Annotated in this window: 18 protein-coding genes, 1 pseudogene and 1 riboswitch; of the genes and pseudogenes, 13 read left to right on the plus strand and 6 right to left on the minus strand. The window is 39.1% G+C overall.

Annotated elements, in window-relative coordinates; all coding sequences use genetic code 11:
* Nucleotides 1-43: 43 nt before the first annotated feature.
* Both DS2_RS11680 and DS2_RS11685 read right to left on the minus strand, forming a co-directional pair.
* Nucleotides 44-772: an esterase family protein gene (locus DS2_RS11680; protein ID WP_035014982.1), complete on the minus strand. Its 729-nt coding sequence runs from the start codon at nucleotides 770-772 to the stop codon at nucleotides 44-46.
* A gap of 18 nt (nucleotides 773-790) precedes the next feature.
* Complete coding sequence (locus DS2_RS11685) at nucleotides 791-1,741, minus strand: acetylxylan esterase (protein WP_035014983.1); 951 nt, start codon at nucleotides 1,739-1,741, stop codon at nucleotides 791-793.
* 233 nt (nucleotides 1,742-1,974) lie between these two features.
* Between DS2_RS11685 and DS2_RS20850 the strand changes: the two are divergent.
* The 8 genes and pseudogenes from DS2_RS20850 to DS2_RS11730 all read left to right on the plus strand — a co-directional run bounded on the left by DS2_RS20850 (nucleotide 1,975) and on the right by DS2_RS11730 (nucleotide 10,641).
* A pseudogene (locus tag DS2_RS20850) lies at nucleotides 1,975-2,984 on the plus strand (response regulator).
* Nucleotides 2,984-3,949 (plus strand): sensor domain-containing diguanylate cyclase, encoded by a 966-nt coding sequence (locus DS2_RS11700; protein ID WP_035014986.1) that lies wholly within the window; start codon nucleotides 2,984-2,986, stop codon nucleotides 3,947-3,949. Before DS2_RS20850 ends, DS2_RS11700 begins: the two are co-directional and overlap by 1 nt.
* A gap of 206 nt (nucleotides 3,950-4,155) precedes the next feature.
* Nucleotides 4,156-5,082 (plus strand): ABC transporter ATP-binding protein, encoded by a 927-nt coding sequence (locus DS2_RS11705; RefSeq protein ID WP_035014987.1) that lies wholly within the window; start codon nucleotides 4,156-4,158, stop codon nucleotides 5,080-5,082.
* A gap of 2 nt (nucleotides 5,083-5,084) precedes the next feature.
* Nucleotides 5,085-5,813 carry an ABC transporter permease gene (locus DS2_RS11710; protein ID WP_035014988.1) on the plus strand — a complete coding sequence of 243 codons (729 nt, stop codon included), beginning with the start codon at nucleotides 5,085-5,087 and terminating at the stop codon, nucleotides 5,811-5,813.
* A gap of 14 nt (nucleotides 5,814-5,827) precedes the next feature.
* Entirely contained in the window at nucleotides 5,828-7,672 is a 1,845-nt protein-coding gene (locus DS2_RS11715) for a GldG family protein (protein WP_035014989.1), read from the plus strand.
* A gap of 24 nt (nucleotides 7,673-7,696) precedes the next feature.
* A complete protein-coding gene (locus DS2_RS11720; RefSeq protein ID WP_035014990.1) occupies nucleotides 7,697-8,734 on the plus strand; it encodes a DUF4340 domain-containing protein in 1,038 nt (345 codons plus the stop codon).
* Between the two features lie 141 nt (nucleotides 8,735-8,875).
* The gene (locus DS2_RS11725) at nucleotides 8,876-9,901 is read left to right on the plus strand and encodes a DUF2817 domain-containing protein (protein ID WP_035014991.1); all 1,026 of its coding nucleotides are present in this window, start codon (nucleotides 8,876-8,878) and stop codon (nucleotides 9,899-9,901) included.
* Nucleotides 9,886-10,641, plus strand: a complete 756-nt coding sequence (locus DS2_RS11730) for an alpha/beta fold hydrolase (protein WP_035014992.1) — start codon at nucleotides 9,886-9,888, stop codon at nucleotides 10,639-10,641. The genes DS2_RS11725 and DS2_RS11730 overlap by 16 nt, the downstream gene beginning before the upstream one ends.
* Nucleotides 10,642-10,660: 19 nt before the next feature.
* Here the strand turns inward: DS2_RS11730 and DS2_RS11735 are convergent, their stop codons facing one another.
* Both DS2_RS11735 and DS2_RS11740 read right to left on the minus strand, forming a co-directional pair.
* Nucleotides 10,661-11,857 carry a hypothetical protein gene (locus DS2_RS11735; RefSeq protein ID WP_051479826.1) on the minus strand — a complete coding sequence of 399 codons (1,197 nt, stop codon included), beginning with the start codon at nucleotides 11,855-11,857 and terminating at the stop codon, nucleotides 10,661-10,663.
* A complete protein-coding gene (locus DS2_RS11740; RefSeq protein ID WP_051479827.1) occupies nucleotides 11,857-13,854 on the minus strand; it encodes a TonB-dependent receptor in 1,998 nt (665 codons plus the stop codon). The genes DS2_RS11735 and DS2_RS11740 overlap by 1 nt, the downstream gene beginning before the upstream one ends.
* Before the next feature lie 132 nt (nucleotides 13,855-13,986).
* Nucleotides 13,987-14,250: riboswitch (cobalamin riboswitch) on the minus strand.
* Between the two features lie 204 nt (nucleotides 14,251-14,454).
* Between DS2_RS11740 and DS2_RS11745 the strand changes: the two genes are divergently transcribed.
* From DS2_RS11745 to DS2_RS11765, 5 genes are all read left to right on the plus strand, one after another.
* On the plus strand, nucleotides 14,455-15,651 hold the full coding sequence (locus tag DS2_RS11745; protein ID WP_035014993.1) for an aromatic amino acid transaminase: 1,197 nt from the start codon (nucleotides 14,455-14,457) through the stop codon (nucleotides 15,649-15,651).
* Between the two features lie 197 nt (nucleotides 15,652-15,848).
* A complete protein-coding gene (locus DS2_RS11750; protein WP_035014995.1) occupies nucleotides 15,849-16,433 on the plus strand; it encodes a hypothetical protein in 585 nt (194 codons plus the stop codon).
* Between the two features lie 133 nt (nucleotides 16,434-16,566).
* Nucleotides 16,567-18,465 (plus strand): alkaline phosphatase PhoX, encoded by a 1,899-nt coding sequence (locus DS2_RS11755; RefSeq protein WP_035014996.1) that lies wholly within the window; start codon nucleotides 16,567-16,569, stop codon nucleotides 18,463-18,465.
* 80 nt (nucleotides 18,466-18,545) lie between these two features.
* Nucleotides 18,546-20,195: a hypothetical protein gene (locus DS2_RS11760; protein ID WP_035014998.1), complete on the plus strand. Its 1,650-nt coding sequence runs from the start codon at nucleotides 18,546-18,548 to the stop codon at nucleotides 20,193-20,195.
* Between the two features lie 110 nt (nucleotides 20,196-20,305).
* Nucleotides 20,306-21,001, plus strand: coding sequence for a MauE/DoxX family redox-associated membrane protein (locus DS2_RS11765; protein ID WP_035015000.1), 696 nt, complete (start codon nucleotides 20,306-20,308; stop codon nucleotides 20,999-21,001).
* A 92-nt stretch (nucleotides 21,002-21,093) separates the two neighbouring features.
* Here DS2_RS11765 and DS2_RS11770 read toward each other — a convergent pair whose 3' ends face one another.
* Both DS2_RS11770 and DS2_RS11775 read right to left on the minus strand, forming a co-directional pair.
* A complete protein-coding gene (locus DS2_RS11770; protein ID WP_035015001.1) occupies nucleotides 21,094-23,442 on the minus strand; it encodes a hypothetical protein in 2,349 nt (782 codons plus the stop codon).
* 59 nt (nucleotides 23,443-23,501) lie between these two features.
* On the minus strand, nucleotides 23,502-24,200 hold the full coding sequence (locus DS2_RS11775; RefSeq protein ID WP_035015003.1) for a SapC family protein: 699 nt from the start codon (nucleotides 24,198-24,200) through the stop codon (nucleotides 23,502-23,504).
* Between the last annotated feature and the right edge of the window lie 2 nt (nucleotides 24,201-24,202).

Genomic DNA, 24,202 nt, shown 5'->3' on the forward strand with positions numbered 1-24,202 from the left:
AAGATTAAGAACTTTACAGTGTAGTATAAGTTCCAATTTATTTTTACAGATATAATGGAGCCATTCGACGCCAATAATATCCTCTGTGTGCCCGTTCTCCCCAAACATATAATTTATGCTCGATGTTTTGCTTGCGTAAAATATCACTCAGCGCGCGGTTATTATCATAAAAAGGGTCTTCTTCACCTATGACCAAGGTTATATCCATAGCTCTGAGTTGTTTGAGAATTTTTTTACATTGTAAGTTTGGTAAAAAGTGCGTCGGTGTATTGAAATAAACGTCCTCGCTATAGTAACCATCAAATAAATCTTTAAAATATTCAACGTTTAAAGTTAAGTCGAACCTGCCACTAAATGCGACTAATTTATTAAATTTATTTGGATGGCGAAACGCAATATTAGCCGCATGGAAAGCGCCTAAGCTGCAACCATGCGATACCACAACGGGGTTTTTATTCTTCTTTTTCATAAAGGGCAATACTTCTTTGAGTATGTACTGCTCATATGCTAGATACCTTTGAATGCGTCCAGATGGATGTGCCCAAAAGCAATAAAATGATTCGCCATCAATACCATCTACACAATATAGCTGTAATTTTCCTTGTTCTATTTTATCTGCCAGCTGTTTGGGCATGCGAAGATCTTCGTACTCAAAGAAGCGTCCACCTCGAGTTGGAAAAACCAAGACTTTCTCACCAGAGTGACCAAATACGAGCAACTCCATATCTCGGTCCAAGTTTTTACTCCACCACTTGTGGTACTCTCGATTCATCTTCCTTTGTCCTAACAATTATAAGTCGGCGAAAAACTCACTTAGTTCGGTGAGTAATATTTGTGATTCTTGTTCCTGCTCTGGGTAGTCGTAATGCCCCGCAGTTAATACATTTAACTGCTTTTGATGATTCAACGCATTGTATATAGCAAATTGACCGGGTGGGGCGACCATAGGATCAAATTTTGCTGCCGCAATATGTACCGGCACCTTGATATATCTAGCTGCTATTGCAGCATCGTAGTATGACAATGTGGTTAAAACCGCCTCAGGATGTTTTTTACAGTAGATTTGGACCGCAGCACCACTACCTGTGGTTTTTAGCGCGAGTCTGAGCAAGTGGTTACCAAAACTTGGGACGTTAAAATGGGCTTTTTTGATTCGAGAATCCCAGGCGAGCGCCATTGCGCCTATTCCACCAGAAAAACTAATGCCCAACAAACCCAAGTGGCCTGAAAGGTGAGGAAATAACCTTAGCAGGCAGCTGACAGATACCCAGACGTCTTCAACACAACCTCTAAAAATATAGTGTTTGGGTTTATCTATATCATGCAAAACGTGCCAGTGAGGCTGTGAAGATACCCCAGGGTGATGACTGAGGCTTAAGCCTCTATGACAAATAAATAATAATGCGCTGTCGTGGTTAAAAGGTAGGTGGAAATCCGGTTCGGTGCGGCCGCCATAGCCATGGCCAATAACAAAACCACGTTTTATCTCTCCGGATGCTGGTAAACATAACCAACCTTTTACTTTAGCGTTGTCGGTCGAGCGAAAAGTTATATCGAATACACGCAAATTATCTCGCGTTATACCCGTGTCCGAAAGTTCAGGGTGTGGCGCAATACTGAGAGATTCACTTAACTTATGTCGCCAAAATGACTCGTAATCATCAGGTGCTTCAGGAGAACTGACCCTAAGTAATTGGTCTAAAGAATAACCATAAGTTGGGTCAAACTCGAATTGATGCATTAAAACTTTCCTAAATTTATAGGCTTACAGTTTCGGTAAGGTTTTAAACTACCATAGATAATCCAGATAAAAAATACTCAATAAGGTTAATATATCAACCGCTTTGCTTAAATTGCGCAGTTTTTATCCGCCTGAACAAAAAGTTGTAAAAATAAGGTTGCTTAATTGCAAAATGTGACCAAAACTAGATGTATAAATATTTAATTTTCCTAAATACATAAGAAACAAACAGTATGTCGATACCGGTTTTAATTTGTGATGACTCAAGTTTTGCTCGAAAACAGATGGCACGAGCTTTACCCGACGGATGGGATGTCGAAATTAGCTTTGCCTGTAATGGTGAAGAAGCCATCCAAGCTATTAAAGAGGGCAAAGGCGAGATTGTATTTTTAGATTTAACCATGCCTGTACTCGATGGATTTGGCACATTAGCCCAAATCAAACAACAAGATTTAAATGCGATGGTGATAGTTGTCTCTGGAGACATCCAGCCTGAAGCACATGCCGAAGTGATGGGATTGGGGGCTATGGAATTCATTAAAAAGCCAGCTTCTAAAGATAAAGTATTAGAAGTCTTAAAACGTTTTGGCGTTATTTAACATAGAAAACAGAGAAAGTATTTGTGACTCAAACCCCGAAAGTATCAATAACAGAAGATCAGAGAGACTGCTATCAAGAGATTAGCAACGTTGCCATGGGGCAAGCGGCCGATCTTTTGGCTAGGTTGTTGGATGTAAAAGTTATACTGCCTATTCCTGTCGTAAATTTGATTGAAGTCAATGAACTAAGAATGGCGTTGAGCGGCATTGAAAACAGTGAAACTGTGTCTGGTGTGTGCCAAGGGTTTATCGGCAATGGCATATCAGGCGAAGCACTGCTGATTTTTAATGATACCAGCTTTAACGATATTTCTGACTTATTGAAATATGGCGGCGCTGCTGACAAGTCTTTGGAATTAGAGCTGTTAATGGACGTTGCCAATATTTTAATTGGAGCATGCTTAAGAGGAATTGGTGAACAATTGGATGTTGGTTTTAGCCAAGGGCACCCAGTTGTGTTGGGTCAACACGTCAATTTGAATGATTTAGTTGCAGCAAACAATTATCGGTGGACTAAAACGCTAGCCATCGAGATAAACTACAAAATTGAAGGTTATAATATTAATTGTGATTTGTTGCTGCTATTTGCAGAAGATGCAATTGAAGTTTTAAATAGAAAAGTTAACTACTTACTGGAAGATTAATGGCTGATAATTCGTCTGACAACTTTAAAGAATTTCATTCCTACATGGGGATGCTACAAAACTTGGACGTAGGTCTAGTGGTACTTGATAGAGAGTACCGCATTCAGTTATGGAACAACTTTATGGAAAGCCACAGTGGCTTACACCCATATGAAGTGAGAGAGAAGAACCTATTTGAAACCTTTCCTGAAATCAACGAAGAGTGGTTTAGGCACAAAGCTGAATGTGTATTTCAGTTAAATACCCGAGCTTTTACAACTTGGGAACAACGACCGTACTTATTTAAGTTTAAAAATTACCGTCCGATTACTGGCTCTGCCGAATTTATGTATCAAAACATCACCATTATTCCACTTGATTCATCTGTTGGAGTTGTCGAACGTATCGGTATTATTGTTTATGATGTGACTGATGTAGCCGTTAACAGAATTGAACTTAAAGCTGTTAACGATGAACTAAAACGTTTGTCGCGTACAGATAGGTTAACAGGGTTATATAACCGAGGGTACTGGCAAGAGTGTGCGGAAAGAGAGTTCAAACGCGCTCAAAGAAGTGGCAGTCCAATCTCTTTGTTAATGTTCGACATTGATCACTTTAAACGGGTCAATGATGAGTTTGGTCACCCTGCAGGTGATGCGGCTATTAAAAATACAGCTGACCAGTTAGTGATGAATATGCGTGAAACCGATATCGCAGGTCGATATGGCGGTGAAGAATATACCATGCTGTTGGTTGATACCTCTGCCGAAAATGCAAAAGTATTTGCCGACAGGCTACGAGAGCACATTGCAAGCTCTACTGTGCATTATCAAGATGCAAGCTTCCAATATACCGTCAGTATGGGAATTGCAGAACTGAACGACGACATTAAAAATGTTGATGAATGGATTGATGCTGCAGACCACGCGCTTTACGAATCTAAAGAAGGTGGCAGAAATACAGTAAGCATCTTTAAAAAATCTTAATTCCTGAATGTTAACTATTAATCTCTAGTTTCCTTCGGCCAATTGTTATAGCAACAATTGGCCTCATTAGTTGCTTTTTCTAACATTATCTCTGTTAACCGCCTATAAAGTATAAAAACATTTACTGATCCCTTGATATTAGCCTTGCAAGTTCATATGTAAGTTGAGTTTAATAAACTCTAATTAAAAATGGAGAGCAAGCGCTTATGATCCAAATAAAAAGTCTAATAAAACGTTTTGGTGACTTTGTAGCTGTTGATGGCTTACAGCTGGAAGTCAAACCAGGGGACATAGTCGGATTTCTCGGTCCAAATGGCGCGGGTAAATCAACTACGATGAAGATGATCACCGGTTTTTTGCCGCCTAGTAGTGGTGAAATCTTAATTGATGGGGAATCGCTGGCCAAAGCACCGATAAATATTAAAAAGAAAATTGGCTACCTGCCTGAAGGGGCACCAGCATATGCCGACATGACGGTGTTGCAATTTTTGCATTTTATTGCGCAAGTTAGGGGCTTTAAAGGCAAAGAAAAAAATCAACGTATCAAAGACGTTGTAGAAAAAGTAGAATTACAACAAGTTCTTAATCGACCTATTGAAAACTTATCTAAAGGTTTTAAACGCCGAGTTGGCTTAGCTCAAGCCATTATTCATGACCCACTTATTTTGATTTTAGACGAACCGACTGATGGCTTAGATCCCAATCAAAAACACCAAGTTCGCAAGTTAATTCAAAACTTATCTAAAGATAAGATTGTGATCATTTCAACTCACATTCTTGAGGAAGTGACAGCGGTTTGTAACCGAGCAGTTATTATTGCAAATGGGAAAAAAGTATTTGATGGCACACCAAAAGAATTGCAACAAAGCTCACAATTCCATAATGCGGTAACCATTGAGTTTGAAGGCGACAAACCTGATATTTCTCAGTTAAAACTGGCGCCAGGTGTTACTGAAATTATTGAACGCGATTCGCATACTGTATCTGTCATCGGCCACGAATCTTATGAGAGTTTATTCCCTCAAATTATGGATTTAGTTCATCTTCAAGGCTGGCATATTAAAGCTATGTACAACGAAGTAGGTCAATTAGATGATGTGTTTAGAAGTCTAACTAAAGAGGAGGCAGCATAAACATGGTTGGCGTTATTTTTAAACGTGAATTTTCGAGCTTTTTTGCAACGCCTGTTGCATACGTCTTTATATTCATGTTCTTGATGTTAAGTGGTGTTTTCACTTTCTTTTTTGGAAACTTTTATGAACGCGGCCAAGCAGACTTGCAACCTTTCTTTAATTTCTTACCTTGGTTGTACCTGTTTTTAGTACCTGCCATCGCAATGAAAAGTTGGGCTGAGGAGCGCAAATCAGGCTCTATTGAACTGCTTATGACATTACCGGTAACAACAGGTCAAGCTGTTATGGGTAAATTTTTAGCGTCTTGGTTAGTATTGGGCTTAGCCTTACTGTTAACTTTTCCTCTTTGGATTACGGTGAATTATTTAGGTCAACCGGACAACGGCACTATTTTAGCCGCGTATTTAGGTGGCTGGTTGTTAGCGGGCGCATTCCTTGCTGTTGGCCATTGCATGTCCGCTTTAAGTAAAAACCAAATAATTGCATTTATATTAACCGTGGTTGTTTGTTTTGCTTTTGTACTAAGCGGAACCTCTATTGTTTTAAATGCTTTAAAAGGTTTTGTTCCGACTTTGGTATTAGATATGGTCGCGTCGTTTAGCTTTATGTTGCATTTTGAAGCCATTAGTAAAGGCGTGCTAAGCCTAACGGACATAATCTATTTTATCTTGAGCATGTTTGCTTGGTTAGCAGCATGTCTATTAATTGTTGAATACAAAAAAGCGGACTAAAAGGATAAATAATAATGAAAAAAATGAGTTTATCTGTCGGTTTAACCGCGATTTTAGTTTTATTTGTTGCGGTTACTTTATTAAACAATTCCTATCTAAATCCATATCGTTTGGATTTAACTGAAAATAAAGTCTACAGCTTATCGCAAGGGTCTAAGAACATCTTGGACAAAATTGATGAGCCTGTGCATTTGTACTTTTTCTTTTCGGACAAAACCTCAGAAGGGTTAACACAAATTCGCAGTTATGCTGAGCGGGTTAAAAACTTGCTTGAAGAATATGAGCTGTATAGTAAAGGAAAGTTAAAACTTCATATTATCGACCCAGAGCCTTTTTCAGAGGAGGAAGACAAAGCAGCTGAGTTTGGTTTAACTGCCGCACCAGTAGGTGGTTTGGGTGAGAACTTATATTTCGGCTTAGGTGGTCGCAATGCTTTAGATGCACAAGAAATTATAGCGTTTTTTGACCCGAACAAAGAGGAATTTCTTGAATACGACATCAGTAAACTATTGCAAAACCTTATCGAACCAAACTCAATAAAAGTTAGCATTATTACTGATTTGCCAATTGCTGGTGAACCGCAACAACCAATGAACCCAATGATGATGCAGCAACAAAGACCTCAGCCTTGGGTTTTCTTTGAGCAATTAAGACAAATGTACGAAGTTGAAATGGTCGCATCTGATGCAGAATCATTACCAGCGGATACTGATGTTTTGATGCTAATAAACCCAGCAGAATTATCCGATGAATTAGCATATTCAATCGACCAGTATATTATTAATGACGGCAGTGTATTAGCGTTTGTTGATCCACACGCAGAACAGCAAATGAATCCAATGATGGCAGCTAATTCAAGCAATATTGCTCTATCAGAGTTTTTGGCGGCCTGGGGACTGGAATTTGAGAGCGACAATATCGTGTTAGATTCTATGTCGGCACTTGAAATTAGAATGCCATCTGGTGGTGTGGGTAAACATTTAGCTTACTTGGGTTTACCAAACCAAATGATCAATAAATCAGATCCTGTTACTAGTCAGCTAGAAAGTATTAACGGCGCATCGTTTGGTGTATTGAGCGCTAAAGAAGATGCTAGCGCATCCATCGAAGTGTTACTTTCTTCAAGTGAGAACGCAGGGTTAACTTCTAGCGCGGTATACTCCACATTATCTGATCCCAAAACGCTATTTAATCATTACCAAAGTACAGGCGAGCAATATCAACTAGCATTGCGTGTAACTGGTGAAGTTAACTCGCGCTTTAAAGATGACGAATCTAAACAACAAAATGGATACAAGTCTCGCAGTACTCAAGCAAACATCATTGTGATTGCGGATACAGACTTACTTGCAGACCGTTTTTGGGTGCAAAAAAGCAACTTTTTTGGACAAACTGTTGCCTCAGCATTTGCCAATAACGGCGACTTAGTTGCAAATGCGGTGGAAAACTTAGGTGGCAGTAATGATTTAATCAGCATCCGTGCTAGAGGTAAATTTACTCGTCCATTTATTAAGGTTAAAGAAATTGAAGTCGCCGCTGAAGCTAAATTCCGTACTCAAGAGCAACAGTTGCAAGCACGTTTGCAAGAAACAGAATCACAACTGGCACAACTACAAAACCAGCAAGGTGAGGGCGGTGCACTGGTTATTACACCTGAGCAAGAAGCTGCAATTAATAACTTTATTCAAGAAAAGTTATCCATTCGTAAAGCGCTTCGTAATGTTCAGCACCAGTTAAACCAAGACATTGAGCGCTTGGGCACACAATTGAAATTTGCCAATATTATTGTGGCTCCATTATTACTTACGTTCTTGTTATGGCTATTCAGCTTAGCATTTAAACGCAAAAAGTTAGCTTAATTGCTTCACCTTTGGAGGTAAATAATGACAAATAAAACCATTACCTTGTTGTCACTAACCGCAGCCATTGCAATGGCTGCTGCTTTATTCGTATCGCAACAAGAACAAGTAGAGCAAAATTCACAAGTCGAGCATTGGATTCAAAGTGTACTCGACAACAAAACTCAGTTGACAGGTGTAAAGATTTATTCACCTGAAAATAAGTTAGTTATTGATGCGCAACAGGCTAATGATACTTGGTTAATGGCCAATTCAGCCAACTACCAAATAGACACAAGTAAATTGTCTAAGTGGTACAACCAAGTTATTGGCGCGAAAAATATAGAACCTAAAACAGCCAAGCCAGAAAACTTTGAACTATTAGGTTTAGTTAACCCCAATTCGATAGATCAAAGTGAAACGGAAAATGCAAATGCTGGTCACTTAGTGATTTTAACGCTTGCTGGAAATGAGCATGAATTAGTGTTTGGAAACCCTGCTAGTAGTGGTCAATTTGCACGGTTAGCTTCAGAAAACCAGACATGGTTGTTGGATGATTATATCAGTATGCCAAATCAAGCCTCTGATTGGATCAATACAAAGTTATTTGACTTTAAGTTGGACGATATCCAAAGTTTGCAGTCGTTTAGTGCTTCAGACCCAGAGTTAAATTGGACGATTGAAAGGACTGAGACCGAACAAGAGGGTCAACAAGAGGTTCAAGAATATGTTTTATTGGACACACCTGAAGAGCGCGAGCTAACTTACGCAGGCGTGGCACGTTCTCATATTAGCTCAATCGCCAATTTAAACTTTGCTAAAGTAGAAAACTTTTCTGCTGAAATTTGGCAAGACAAAGAAAGTTTAAATAAGTTGACTGTTACCTTGGTTGACGATAAATCAATTGAGGTGTTTATTCATCAAGCAGGGGAACAAACCTTATTGATGGTCGACAATAAGCAACAAATGCAGCCTAAATGGCAATTTGCCCTCGAGACTTATCAAACATCTTTGGTTAACAAATCACTTAGTTCTTTTTTAAAGCCGCTTGAAGACGACAACCAACAAAGCGAAAGCGAATAAACTTAAAACCAGCTATGCCGACCTCACTTTTGGTTGGCATAGCTTTATTTAAAAACAAACCTTCAAAACCTCCTTTGATGTCACAAAATTGACCTAAACTTATGCTGCAATCTATGGTTAGGCAAGTCAAAAGGGAACAATGTGAATTTGAAGTTTGTAGACAGTGCATTACCTGAATTACGACAACTTGAACACCTATTAGAACTCGCTTCTCCACTGATAAAAAGCCAAGTTTTAGCAAACGTCAGTTATCAAGACCATTTGTTGCCGATCCATGCGATTAGTATGGGCAGTACCGATACCTCTAAACCTGTCATGACATTTGTCGGTGGTGTACATGGGTTAGAGCGCATTGGCAGCCAAGTATTATTAGCGTTTTTAGAAGGCATTATTGGTCGACTTGCATGGGATGTATCACTGCACCATTTATTAGAGCAAGTTAGATTAAACTTTATTCCGTTGTTAAACCCTGTCGGCATGGCTACGCACAGGCGTTCAAATGGCAACAGTGTCGATTTAATGCGTAACGCTCCGGTTAATAGCCAAGAAAAAACATCATTTTTAGTCGGCGGACATCGAATTAGCCCCCGAATTCCATGGTATAGGGGCAAAGCCGGTGAAACAATGCAGCCTGAAGCTCAAGCTTTGGTAAACTTTATTCAGCAACAAACCTTTAATTCTCCTTTTTCATTGGTGCTTGATTGCCACTCTGGATTCGGCTTACACGACCGAATTTGGTTTCCGTACGCACGTAGTCGCTTTCAACCTATTCAACATTTAGGTGAAGTTTTTCATTTGCGCGATTTATTATTTCAAGCTTACCCATACCATTCTTATAAGTTTGAGCCACAAGCCAAACATTATTTGTGTCATGGTGATTTGTGGGACTATTTATACGATTTGTCATTGGAAAAACCAACAACCTTTTTGCCACTAACACTTGAAATGGGCTCGTGGCGTTGGGTGCGCAAAAACCCAGCCCAGCTATTACGTGCGGTTGGCTTGTTTCATCCGATTAAACCGCACCGAGTGAAGCGAGTATTGCGCTCGCACTTGGTGTTGATGGAGTTTTTAATTAGAGCAAGTGCTTCGTATCAGAATTGGTTGTACGATGGTAAAAGTCTCAATATGGATCAAAAGGCTACGATGCTATGGTACGACAATTAAACGTATTGTTATTGCTGCGCGGGTTAATTAGAGAGCAGCGCCACTGGGGCGATTTTATCGCTAAACTGCAACATGCCTTTCCAGAACATCAAATTGTTTGTATTGATTTGCCGGGCAACGGGCAAAACAATACGTTGAAATCACTGACAACTATTGGAGCCAATGCAGAGTTTGTAAATGCTGAACTGAGCCGTTTGAACTTGTCAGACGCCAATATTCATGTCGTTGCAATAAGCTTGGGGGCAATGGTGGCAATTGAGTTGGCTTTACTCAGGCCTATTAGCTCAATGACATTAATAAACACAAGTGTATCTGGGTTAATTCCTTTTTATAAAAGACTGCGCAGCGACAACTACACCAATATTATAAAAGCTGTCATCAATGAACCTTGTGAACGTGAAAAGCTAATTTTAAAAATGACCAGTGAGCGTTTCAATGAGTCTGCAATTATTCAACAAAGGCAATATATTGCGCTTGATGCGCCCGTTAGTATTAAAAATTTTTTAATACAACTTAAAGCCGCAGCAAAGTTTAAACTACCTGATAAACCAAACTGCCCAATACAGCTGCTGGCTTCAAAAACAGATAAATTGGTTAGTTATCAATGTTCAACCGCACTTGCAGAAAAATGGCAAATACCAATTTATTTAAGCGGGTATGGCGGGCACGATTTAACGCTAGATAACGCTGAATGGGTGGTGGAAAAACTAAAATGCCTTGTGTTTAACAAGGCATTTTAAAGCTACTTTATTGAGGTGTTTAGTAGAAAAATTCCACTCTTGCTGGCGGCAAAACTGTTGTGATGCGGTTTTCAAGTAAGCTATTATCATCTACTGAATAAACATCAACGCCTGGTGCTACAGCATGTTGCACAGAAATCCACATTCTATTTTCAGAGTCTAATGCAATATCTGCAACACCTTCTGCGTTTGTAACAGTCGCAGCAACATCACTGGAGGTAATGACCCCAGTTGATGGGTTAAACTGATACACACCCGAAATATTGGTAGATGTATTTGTTGTAAAGAAATAGCCTTTTGTGTCGCTGATTATAATAGATTCATTTAGTGTACTTGAGGTGTTGCCAGTAATATCAGCAGCGGTTAAAACCACATCTAATGAATAGGTTGCCAAATCAATTTTTTCAATTTTACTGAGCAATATATTTTGTGACGCATCCGCTGGGTAGCTTTCTGCATGAGTTGTTACATACAAGTCATCGGCATAAATCTTCAAACTATCCTGAATCGGATTGGTGCCAGTTAGCGGAATGCCCTTAACTGTATCTGTTGTACTGGCATTCGTTTCAATTTCTACGCCTGTTTCTACATCAAATACCGCCACATAAGCCGTTTCAGGAGTCCACAAAGCATTTAGGCGCTGCATCGCAACAAATAACTTACCATCGTGAATTAAACCGTCTGCGGCCGTTGGCTCACCTTTGTTTGTGTTGTAAGCTGAAATGTCAATGCTACCAGTAACGAAGTCGGATGCTTGAGTGGCACTTGGGTTGATAATCAATATTTCATCTAAGCCGTAACGAATTACAAATGCTTTTTGTTCATTTAAAAATACGATGTCGTAAGGATTGCCAGACGCTTCTTCACCTGCTTGTTGAGTCGAGAACTTGTATGAAGAGCTTTGTAGAGCATCAGCGCTAAATTTTTCAATTGTATCAATATTCCATCTACCAATGTGGTACAAGTCATCTTGATAAGTTCTAATTGTATAGTCAGTCGCTGAGTCTGTTACTGCAACACCTGTATTGGTTAGTTGATATGTGTCTTTATCTGCAATGACTACTTGTTGACCACTAACATAATCAGTTGCAACTGTATGGATAGCAACCCCTGATATTGCTGCTACCTCTTGTGGTTCGTTGTTATTGTCTGAAGAACATGCTGCCAATAACAGGGCAGATGAAATTAAGCTAACTTTAAAAAAAGCGGAAGTCATTAGTTTATATCCTCAAAAGTAAAACTAAGTTTAAAAGATCGTCCAATCGCAGGGCGATTTGCTAAGTCTTGATAGGTCTTGTCAAATAAATTCAGCGCTTGAAAAGCGATTCGCCAATTGCCGAACTTATAGTTGGCATTAAAATCAACTAGCGTGCGTTCTGCCTTACCTTTTTCGGTAAGTATATTGGCGCGGGAAAAATACAGGTCTTGTTCGTGAGAGGCGCTTAAAGACAGGGTCGTTAATTGGTTAATTTTATAGTTCAATTCTGCCTGGTATTGTTGATGATAAATGCCGGGCAACATTTTATTATTGAATTGTGTTTTGTCTGATTGGGTATTTGAGTCAATTAGTGCCAAATTGAAAGCTAAATCTAGATTATTCGATAGGGAATAATGTGTTATTAATTCAACACCCATAATAGTGGATTTGGCAATGTTTTCGTATGACCCAACACCACTTGTATTAAATATTGCAACAATCGCATTTTCTTGTTCGGTTAAATAAATACTGGGAGTAAATTGCCAATCTTTAGTAGCGTAATCATAACTTAGTGCCAGTGTTTGCGACTCCTCTGGCATTAAATCATCGTTACCTTTGAACATGCCTCTGTCACCATAACGCTCGAACAAAGTGGGAATTCGAACGCCTTTAGCCGCGTTTAAACTAGCTTGCTGCGAAGAATTAATTTGATAACGCACACTAGAATCAAAGGTAAAATAACTGTAGTTGCTATGCTTGTGAACGAATGGGTAACTCGTCAATTGGTTAATTTTATTGCGGCTAGAATCCCATAGCTGGTTTATTAATATGTGACCTGCCCATGCATCACTTTCAACTTCAAATCGACTTCCCAGATGATATTGGGTCTGCTCAGCAATAATGTCACAACCATTTGAACCTGAGCAGCCTTCGCCTTTTTTTCCTGATGTAGATTGTGATTGAAATTCGCTGTATGACGTTTTTGAATAGGGCGTAATTGATATTTCACCAATGTTTAATAATGTACTTAAATTTATTGAGCCAGAATTTGTCTGGTAATCATGGCGCTCGTGAGTGCTGGTATCTGATTCAAATTTATTTAAGAAAATTTCATTTTTTGATTCTGCATTTAATTCGAAATATAAGCTCTCGAAATAACCATTTCCTAATAACCAGTCGTCAGATATATTCATACGTCTTGTATAAGTATCCAATGAAGCACGATTCTTATCACTATTGTTGTTATAACGCGGCAAGTTTTTATTTTGTTCAATAAATTGTAGTGAAGCTTTAATTTTGTGATTACCCATAACAAAGCTGTCATTCAGATATGCGTTGATTTTTTGGTAATCATTATTGCGTAAGTTTTCAACTTGCGGATTATTTGGTGAATTTAACGGCGTATTCACCAAATAAGGGTAGTTATTACTTGTGGTTAAATACGATAAGTTTGCAGAAATTTGATGTGCATTTAAATGAGTACTCTTTAGTATTGAAAAGTCTGCCATATCGAAGCTACCAATAGACCCACTGAAACGTGTTTGAGCCTTTTCTGGATCAAAGGTATTAATTTTAATCACACCACCAATTGGGGTTATGCCTGTACCGACAGCCTGACTTTTACTAATTTCAATACTTTGAATTTGATCAAGTGGTAATTGGTTTAAATCGAAACTGCCGAATTGTCCGGAGTTTATCAGTTGTCCATCTATATAAAATTGAACTTGTTTATCTGTGCTTCCACGAATAGAAATAGAAACTTGATTACCTAAACCACCTACTTGACGAATTTGAATACCCGCTTGCTTTTGTAAAATGTCAGATAAATTGGTATTTCTACCTAAAAAATCGTCTCGTTTGAGTAAAGTATAGTTGGTTGTAAAGCTAGTTTTTTCACCCACAATTTCGATAATATCTTTCGTTTTGTCATTGGCGAATGTATGGGTATTTAGGGTTGTTACTATTCCAAAGATAAATAGACAGTATTTTGCTATTACCGCTAAATGGATGGACATTAATAAAAACCTCTAAATGCTTTGTTGTTATAAAAAATTATTGTTACTGAAGCAGAGGTGAGGGCATTGCAGTATTCTCCATACTGCACAAATAGCAGAAATATTCCTTTGCCCTAGACAGCCCACCGCTCTCTGGTTAGATCAAAAATAGGCCGGTATCCGGGCTGACAATGTGATAAGCCAAAAGGCTATCAGTAATTAATCCCTTCCCATACTTATACCAAGTTACTTGAAGATAAATGCTTCAGTACCTGGTTATATCGTACAGTGGATTGATCAACTACACATTGCTCACCGTTGCGGGGGCAGCGTTGGACTCATCTATAAGATTCACCAAACTTCCCGTTTAACTTAAGGTTTTGATTATTAATCATTACCTTTGAGCACCTAAATTTGTCGCGCACTCTAATCATTTTGTAGGCATAGGTCAAATCTATTTAAATTTTTTCGCAATAGATGGTGCATATATATTCACATTTAATAGATATATACCCATTTATTTGGCATTTTTTTACCTGAAAAGTATTAAGTTATAAAATAGTGGTGTATCATAATCGCAACTTATTTTTTAATTTTTACATCAACTAGGAAGCGATCTACATGTTTAAACATATGACTGCGTTACCACCAGATCCGCTATTGGGCATTGCTGCTGCGTTTAAAGCAGACTCTAACCCTAAAAAGGTAGATTTAGGTGTAGGTGTTTATAAAACTGAAGATGGTAAAACGCCAATTTTAACTTCGGTCCAAAAAGCGTTACAAATTTTATCTAATACCGAAGATTCAAAGTCTTATATTCAAGCTCGTGGTAATCAAGCTTTCTTAGATGGCATGGAAAAGCTTGTATTAGGTGCTGGCAATGCATTATTAGATTCTGGACGTGTTGAAAGTGTTCAATGCCCAGGTGGAACAGGTTCTTTGCGCATTGGCTTCGAATTAATCAAACGTGGTAATCCAAATGCAAAAGTTTGGGTGAGTGGTCCAACTTGGGCTAACCATGTTGCTGTAATTAAAGCAGCAGGCTTAGAAACAGCTGAATATCCTTATTACGACAAAGCAAATAACCAGCTTAAAGCGGATGAAATGTTAGAAGCTTTAGCGCAATTAGGCCCTAACGATGTGGTGTTATTACACGGTTGTTGTCATAACCCAACAGGTGAAGATTTAACACCTGAGTTATGGACGAAAATTTCTGATCTAGCGGTAGAAAAGGGGTTCTTACCTTTCATCGACATTGCTTATCAAGGCTTTGGTGTTGATTTAGAAACTGACGTAGCTGGTGTACGTGAATTATTAAGCAAAGTACCTGAAGCTTTAATTGCAACATCATGCTCTAAAAACTTTGGTTTATACCGTGAGCGCACAGGTTTATTAACTAGTATTAGTGAAACTAGCGTTTTAGCAGGTGCTGCTTTATCTCACATGTTAAACATTGCGCGCGAAATATACTCAATGCCGCCGTCATACGGTGGTGCAACTGTCGGTATTCTATTAGCCGACGAAGCATTAACAGCTGAATGGAAAGCTGAATTAGCTGGCATGTGTGCTCGAATGATTGATTTGCGTGCATTATTGGTGAACAAAATTCACGAACGTGGCGTTGAAGAAGACTTTAGTTTTATCAATCGTCAAAAAGGTATGTTTACATTCTTAGGTATTACGCCTGAGCAAGTTAAAGCCATTCGTGATGAATATGCTATTTATATGGCTGGTAGCAGCCGTATCAATATTGCGGGTGTTTCATCAAGCAATGTTGACTATTTAGCGGACGCGTTAGCTGCGATTTTGAAAAAATAAAATCTGTAAGCTGTTATGCTTAGTGATTATTTTAAATAGACTAAAAAAACCAGATAGTGTTTATTATCTGGTTTTTTTGTATCAAAAATTCGTGCAAACTACTAAACCTAAACTTTGAATCACAATAAGTTAGCGTTCTTGTGTTACCCAGAATTCAAGTTTGTTAGACGCAAAGACGTTAAATATAAGGAAAATACGTGAACAAAAGCAAAATCATACTTTTACTAACTGTGTTGTTGTATATCACCGGTTGCAGTACACGCGAAGCAGGCAAACAGTTTTCAGGTTCGACTGAGCAACGCTTAATTACTTACAGCATCAATAAAATTGCTGCTGATTTTGCTAACCAGCCTTTGCAGGCGATACAGGGCCAAACAATCCAAATAGAAAGTCATTTTGTCGTAAAAAATAATGTTGTTGATTACGCAACCGCAAAAATAAAAAGCCAATTAACCGAAACCTTCGGGACACGTTTTGTTGAGGCAAGCGAGTTACCCCTTGCACCGGCACAATATACTTTAAAGCTGTTTTTCACATCATTAGGTACAGACCGTGACAGTGCTGGCTTCTCGTTCCCGATTATAAACTTGTCAGAGCCAGAGCGTAGTACCTCCATCAGTGTTTTAGCTGTTGATATGTATCATGGTATTTCCGAATGTAATTATGTATTAGTGGATACACGCAGCAATCAAATTGTTTCGAAAGGACAAGTTAGTGCTCGAGTAAAAACAGACAACTTTACAACCCCATTATTCAGTGTGCCAATTTCAGACATCGACTGATACTTTAGGTAAGTACCAATGTTTTATGAAGATTTAGTTAAACTGACTAAGTTTCAACTGTCTGTAATATAAACGCATTTTTTGTCCTGCAGCATATGTGTTGATTTTTATAACACTTGCTACGGGAAAAACTATGTATAACAAATCTAAACTTAGTAAAGCTGTTTTAGCAGCACTTTTCGCTACATCTTTTATAACGGGTTGCACTTTAGAGGCTGACACTGATTCAGACGAGGTTGTTGAAGGTCCACAAGGCCCGCAAGGCCCAAAAGGTGAACCTGGTGAAAATGGCCAAGATGGCGAAAACGGACAAGACGGTACAAATGGTGAAGACGGACTTCCTGGTGTTGGAAGCTCAACAATTGGTCTGACTCGTTTTGCTACCGTGCCTTTAGGGGCTGAAGTGACAGGTGCATATGTAACTGCCGAAGGTGATCTGTTTTTCAACGCCCAACATCCTGATGATACAAACACAACAGAAGACAAAAATGGTGATGTAATCAACAAAGGTACTGTTGGTGCTGTTTATGGTGTCAATATCCATAAATTGCCTAAGTCTTTCCCATCGTTACCAGTTGCACAAACTCAAGAAGAAATGGAGAGCGTACGTGTAGCGGCTGGTGAATATCATGTACTGGGCCAAAATGGTGACACATTTGACGGTGACTTACCAAATGGCTTGGGTGTTATTATGGATATTCAAAATCAACAAGCAGTGGTTGAAACCGATATGCCTGATTTCAACGGTTTTATTACCATTGATGAGGGTGAAGGTTATTTATACACAAACTGGGAATACATTCCTGGTGGTATGAGCCGCATGCACTTGAAGAAAAATGATCAACATCAATGGGACATTTTAGATGTTGAAATGATCGATTTTTCTTCTGTGTATGGCACAGCTGCAAACTGTTTTGGTTCTGTGACCCCGTGGAATACACCTTTAACATCTGAAGAGTGGACCATAGATGATGATCGAAATCGCACTTCAGCTGGTTGGAATACTCGTACAGACGGTTTCCAACAATCAGGCTTAAATGCATATTTAAATGGCGACCAAGTGTTTCCAAACCCTTATCGTTACGGCTATATCATTGAAATTGAAGATGCGGCATCTGAAACACCAACACCGGTTAAACACTTCACCATTGGTCGTGTAGAGCATGAAAACTCGGTTGTTATGCCTGACGAAAAAACCGTATATACCACACAAGATGACACTGGCGGTTTATTGCTGAAGTTTGTCGCTGACCAAGCAGGCGATTTATCATCAGGTACATTATATGCGGCCAAATTAACGCAAGATCCTTCGACTGATCCACTTGTTACAGGTTTTGATGTTAGCTGGGTTGAATTAGCGCATGGCAATAACAGCCAGATCGAAGCTTGGGTTGCTGAATTTGATAATATTGCAGCAGAAACACCAGCTGCTGACGGTTCTTACACTGAGCGTTATTTAACTGTGAAGGACGTTACAGCATGGGCCAACGGCGAAGTAACTTACCCAAGCTTAGCGGATGGCGGTAATGCCACAACCGCAGGTAAAAACATGGATGATAGAGCTGCATTTATCGAAACGCGTCAGGCTGCGAAAGCTAAAGGTGCAACTGCTGAGTTCAGAAAGTTAGAAGGTATTAACGTAAACCACAATCGTGCAATAGAAGCGGTTGAAGGGACAGACATGGTTGCAGATGAAGTGGTTTCAACTGCATATGTATATTTTGCGATTTCAGATATTGATAGCACAATGACTGATGGACAAGGCGACATTCAATTAAACACCCGAGTAAAAGATTGTGGTGGTGTTTATCGCATGCCGTTGGAAGCAAATTATAATGTTTCTCGCATTGAACCAGTATTAATGGGTGCAACCATGACATCTGGGGTAAGTGGCGCACAGAAATGTAATGTCAATGAAATTGCTCAACCTGACAACGTTTTAGTGTTAGATGATGGTCGTATCATGATTGGTGAAGACGGCTCTCAAACCAATAACACTTTGTGGTTATATAACCCTAAAGCTGCTCAATAGTTTTATCATTTCAAAAAAAGCCTCAACTGAATATTCAGTTGGGGCTTTTCTGCCTATTAGATATAAAGTAATTGAAGTATATGCTGCAAATAAAAAAAAACTATTCACTGGTTGTCATTCTTGCTGGACTTACCAGCGTTACAGCCTGTTCAGAAAAAACACAACAAACAAGTCAATTAAGCGATAGTTCTCAGTCCCAGATAACTGCACAAGCTTATCTTGATGCAAATGAAATATATAACCCTGAGTCTGTAATACCGCCACAATGTTATACAGATACACAAGGTAAAAATAACCCGTGTTATGTGTGTCATCAAAGCTATTCAGATGGTCGACCTAATGTAATGAACGATGGCGCATTGCAAGGCACTTATGCTTTTTCTGAGGTGGGTGAAAGCAATAGTTGGCAAAATTTGTTTGTCGATAGACAAAAACAAATCAATCAGATTAAAGATGGTTTTATCGCTAATTATGTCAATCAAGATAATTACACGCCATTTATTGAAAGTCTCAAATCACAAAACTGGCAAGGCATAATACCCGAAATTAAAAATTTACCTGCTGCTGACAAAGCATTTGCAAAACACGGTATCGCCAAAGACGGCAGTCACTGGGTCGCATACAACTATAAGCCATTCCCAAGCACGTTTTGGCCAACAAATGGCTCTACTGGCGACGCGATGATCCGCCTACCTAAGATATTCCGAGAGTTAAATGGTCAATACAATGAAACGATTTATCTTATTAATTTAGCCTTGGTGGAATTGGCAATAAAAGGGGCTGAACAGGTTTCAATAATCCCTGTTGATGAAAATAGCCTAGCGGTTGATTTAGATAATAATGGAAATCTAACAATTGCAGACAAAGTTGTTAAGCGCAGTCATTACATTGGCGATGCAAAACACATAGAGCTGGCTGATATGTTATATCCACAAGACACCGAATTTTTGCACACAGTTCGATACATTGGTTTAGATGAAAGCGGCCAGCTCGGGATGTCAAAACGAATGAAAGAAGTACGCTACATGCGTAAATATAGATTTAGAGACCCTATTTCGTTAAAAAGTGCTTACTATAAAGAAGTGAAAGAAAAGCACTTTGAAAATTTACCATTAACAGCAAATGCTGGTTATAAAGGCATAGGCAACGGGTTTGGTTGGGCGTTGCAAGCATTTATCGAAGACAAGCAGGGAAAACTTAGACAACAAACTCATGAAGAATTAAGCTTTTGTAATGGCTGCCATAAAACGGTTGGCACCACGATAGATCAAGTCTTTTCGTTTGCCCGCAAGGTTGATGGAGTTGACGGTTGGGGTTATTTAGATTTAAAGAAAATTAAAGATGTGCCAAACTTTGGTCAAGCTAGCCAAGTAAACCCAAGTGATATTGATGGTGAATATTTAACCTACATGCAAAGAGTAGGTGGTGGTGATGAATTTAGGCAAAATGAAGAAATGCTAGATTTATGGTTTGACCAAAATGGTCACCCTGATCGTAAAAAAATTGCTAGCCTAGACAATATTTACCAGCTTATTATGCCAAGTAAACGTCGAGCGCTTGATTTGAACAAAGCGTATTACACTATTGTGCAAGAGCAGAGTTATATATATGGCCGAGATGCAACCATAAAGCCTGCAAGGAATGTCATTCAACAAGTCAACCCGGCTAAAGTACCGCTAGATTCTGACTACAGATATCAGTGGGACATTCGATTAGATTGGACAAACTAATTGGAAAGGCACAACTGGTAAAAACCATACTATTTTGTGGCTGTTTCTTATTAGAAAATACGTATAATCAAAGTCTTCTAGTTACACTGTTAAAGTAGTAAGAGGATGGAATGGCTTTAGATAACGTTAAAGTGTACCGAAAAAAACTGTGTCCTTATGGTCAGCATGCAGTTGATCTATTGCGTAAGAAAGGGATAGCGTTTGAAGATCACTTGTTTGCTGACACAAATGAAGAACAAGCGTTTAAAATTAACCACCAAGTTCAAACAACACCACAAATTTTTATAGATGGGGAACGAATTGGTGGTTATAGCGACTTAGCGAACAAACTACAGGTTGCCCCACAAAATGCCAAAAAATCTTCTTCTAGCTATTGGCCGGTTATAACGGTTTTTGCTGTATGTTTATTAATGGCGATCGCAACTCAAACCGAACTCCGTGGCTTTATGGGTTTTAGTTTATGTGTATTGGCCTGTTTAAAAATTATGGATTTGACCGCCTTTATAAAAGGCTTTGTTCAATACGATTTATTAGCGAAAAAACTGCCCGTTTATGCAAAAGTTTATCCGCTCGTTGAATTGCTAGTTGGACTGTCATTGTTAGCTAAACAACTGCCTATTGTATTTGGCGCTATGGCGTTAGTGGTTGGTTTTATAGGCGCGGTATCAATCATCAAATCTGTCTATATTGATAAGCTCAACTTAAATTGTGCATGTGTAGGTGGCAATAGCAAAGTGCCATTAGGTTTTTTAAGCTTAACTGAAAATTTAGCCATGATTTTTATGGGGACAATAATGCTGTTGTAAGCAATTGCTAAAATACCCTGCATTGGGCTAGGTCGCTTAACCTAGGCTTAAACTAATAAGCCCCAATGCAGGGTATGGCAGGAAACTATGAATTAGTCTTTTTTCATTTGATATCTCTCATCATCAAACTCACCAGCAAAACGTTTTTCATACACGGTCGACATAAACGACTTAATTGCATCTACCATTTCAGGATAGGGAATGTCGGTACCAGAGACGAAGCCAACATTATAAGGTTCGCCATCAAAAGCCCGCCCAGTAAGTGGCGAATCAATATATTGGAACCAATGTGCCCCAACCATATTTGGATGCGCAGCAACACTGGTTATGTAATCTAAATACATTTTCGCTCTGTCTTTATGATCGTGCGCCTGCACTAAACCAGCATGAAACACACCAGTATCAGTAGTAGAGCCGATGTGGAATTCACCAATTGCCACTGGTAAATCAAACTCAGTTAAAAAGCCCCATTCTTCTGGTTGTACACCTTCTTCATATATATTGAATGACAACACATCTGAGTATTTAACCGATGCTTTAATAGTTTCTTTTGGCATACCAAAGTTTGCCATACGCGCGCCCATATATAAGTGGTTTGGTAATGCTTCAGCTAAAGTGTCGTGCACTACTTTAAAGTAACGATCAGACACGGCTTCTAGCATATAAGATAAATCGGCAACCGCATCAGCTGAGTAAGGTTCGTGTAAATGCACACCTTGTTCGATACTCGCCCAGTTATCAGCATTAAAATTCCATGCTTGGTTTAACTTGGCAATGCTGCCATATTTACCTTTTAAATATTCAGTGAAATACGTTTTAGCTGGGCTATCTGCATCTTTGGCGGTTAAGGTTGATAAAATCACCCCATATTTCTGTTCAACTGTGCCTTCTGGTAAACCCCAGCTTTTTTCGTTATCAACAAAAATACCTGCACACCAAGGTGAGCCTTTAATTTCTTCTGCTATTACATCAATAGTGATTTTTGCACGGCGAACAAATTCAGGATCGAATGGATCAGGCAAAGGCGCCCAAACATCATGCTCTGATTTTAACGTTTTAAAGTCACCAATAATCCAACCATTGGCAAAGTAGGGCACTTGTTCGTTCGGGTAAAACGCAGGGTCAACCCAGTTACCAAATGAAGTAAAGCCCCAATTGTTCATTCTATCAAGTGTGACTTGTTGCCAAGTTTCTTCAAAATTTTCACCGTAACGTCTTTCTAAATTCGCGCGATAAAAACTAAAAGTTTCACCTGAGGTTAGTGGCCCTTTATGCACTTCACGGCGATAGCTATAGTGCTTAGCCATAGGGTCGTCATAGCTTGGTAACCAAGTAAACATGTTATTGCGTAGTTCAGAGGCTATGTAGCGTGTCTTTCTGACTTCATCTGATACTCGGACTATGCCCATTGAATCTTCAGGGGTAACACGAGTTGGGTCAATATAACGTACAGAATCATCTTTAAAATCGACGCCTGTTAACGTGGTTAAGTTAGCCATACGTACGTTGGCAGGGCCGTGTGAGAAAAAGATATACCCTTCAGGGTCAACCATCCACCAGCGACCATCAATTTTTTCAGTTCTAAAATAACCTGTCGCTTTCAATTTTGGACCGTCTTTCCAACCGCCGTATTTAGAACGATTGGCCATTAAACCGCCTTTGGCCAGCTCTGCTAACTCTTTATCCGCAGCCGCTTTTAGTTCTTCAACTGATTTAACTTTGATCGGGAAATCTTGCTTAGCGTTTTGGCCAAATTCATCAGCTAAAGCTGTAAGGTAGCTATTATCATATTCAGGGTTTTTACGTATGCGTAAATTCGACACTTCTATTTGTTTATCGTGTAAATTACCGCGAACAAATATCGCAACTTCAGTAATGCGGCTTAAATCGAGCTTTTTACCAAAGCGGGTGACAAACATTTCTTCGTCAGTTTTCCATGGGTATGGCTTTTCGCGCACACCCGCATTGGTATCAACAAACTTGCCTTTGATAATTAGGAAATAAGTGCCTTGTTCGCCTTTGGCTAAGTTAGCTGCTCGGTTTAAAGAACGCGCGCGACTACCGGTAATTTCCATATCCTCTTTAACGCCCGCTTCATCGGTTAAAGACAGATAAACCTGAATGGATTCATCCGATAGGTTTTTAATATCAACCGCTAAGTTAAATTCATCAAATTTAGACCAATCCCATGGCTTTTCAGGGTGAAACTTAACAGAAGGGCGGTAGTGATCACTCTGATAACTGACCTTAACTGACTTGTCCAATAGCTGGGTTTCAGCCCCCCAACTTTCAATATCCACTTTGGAATTATCACTACCATTCCAGATAACGGCTAATGGTTGCTCTGATTGGACTTGGGTAGTTGGTGTATCAGGTTTACCGCTGTCACAGCCCGACAGCAGTATTGCAGATATGACGGCTGCAACTGGGAGTTTACGCATTTTTGACCTCTTGTAATTTATATTGTTTTAAATAATCGGTTAATTAATTGCGATTTAGCTTAATCGTTGTACCAATTAATCAACTTTTTGAAATTCTCTTGCGAAGCCAACAGTAAATAACAGGCTTGCAGCGCACCAGATTGATGAAGTTTAACCACGTCTTGGTCGGATAAAGTTGAGAGTTTCTGCTGGCTCACTTGGTACAAACCATCAATTTTTTTTGATTGACCATCAGTTTGTTGAAATTTAAGTTGATTGTGATCAATTAGGTTTGCATCAAGCAATGTCTGAATAAATGCTTGGTTACTGGCTAAACTAGAATGTAAAAATTCAACTATCTTTGCCATGTTTTTTAAATAACCACTGGGTTGTTGATTATCATCAAATAAGTTTTCGCCTGTTTGTTTATTGACCCTTGGGTTGTCTACATTTATTGCAAGGTTTAAACCTACTGAATGATTATTTGGCTGATAAATAAATGGTTGCCTTTGAATATGCAAAGGTAAGTAGCCTTGCCCCCAATGTCCGCTTTTAATGTATAAATTTTGGTTTGGTTCAAAACCTAATAATGCATATAAACCAAATTGACCCGTTTCTGTGTCTTTTAGTAAGCATACGGGATAATGGGGAATTAGCTGATTGAGTTCATTGGCCACGACAGGTACACAATGAATATTTTCGCCAAATTTTTCACTGTGGCCAGTCTCAATTGTCAAATCATGGTGACGGATAGGGTCTAATGTTTCGATTGTTTGCATAA

It is taken from the genome of Catenovulum agarivorans DS-2 (assembly GCF_000568405.1).
Classification (GTDB): domain Bacteria; phylum Pseudomonadota; class Gammaproteobacteria; order Enterobacterales; family Alteromonadaceae; genus Catenovulum; species Catenovulum agarivorans_A.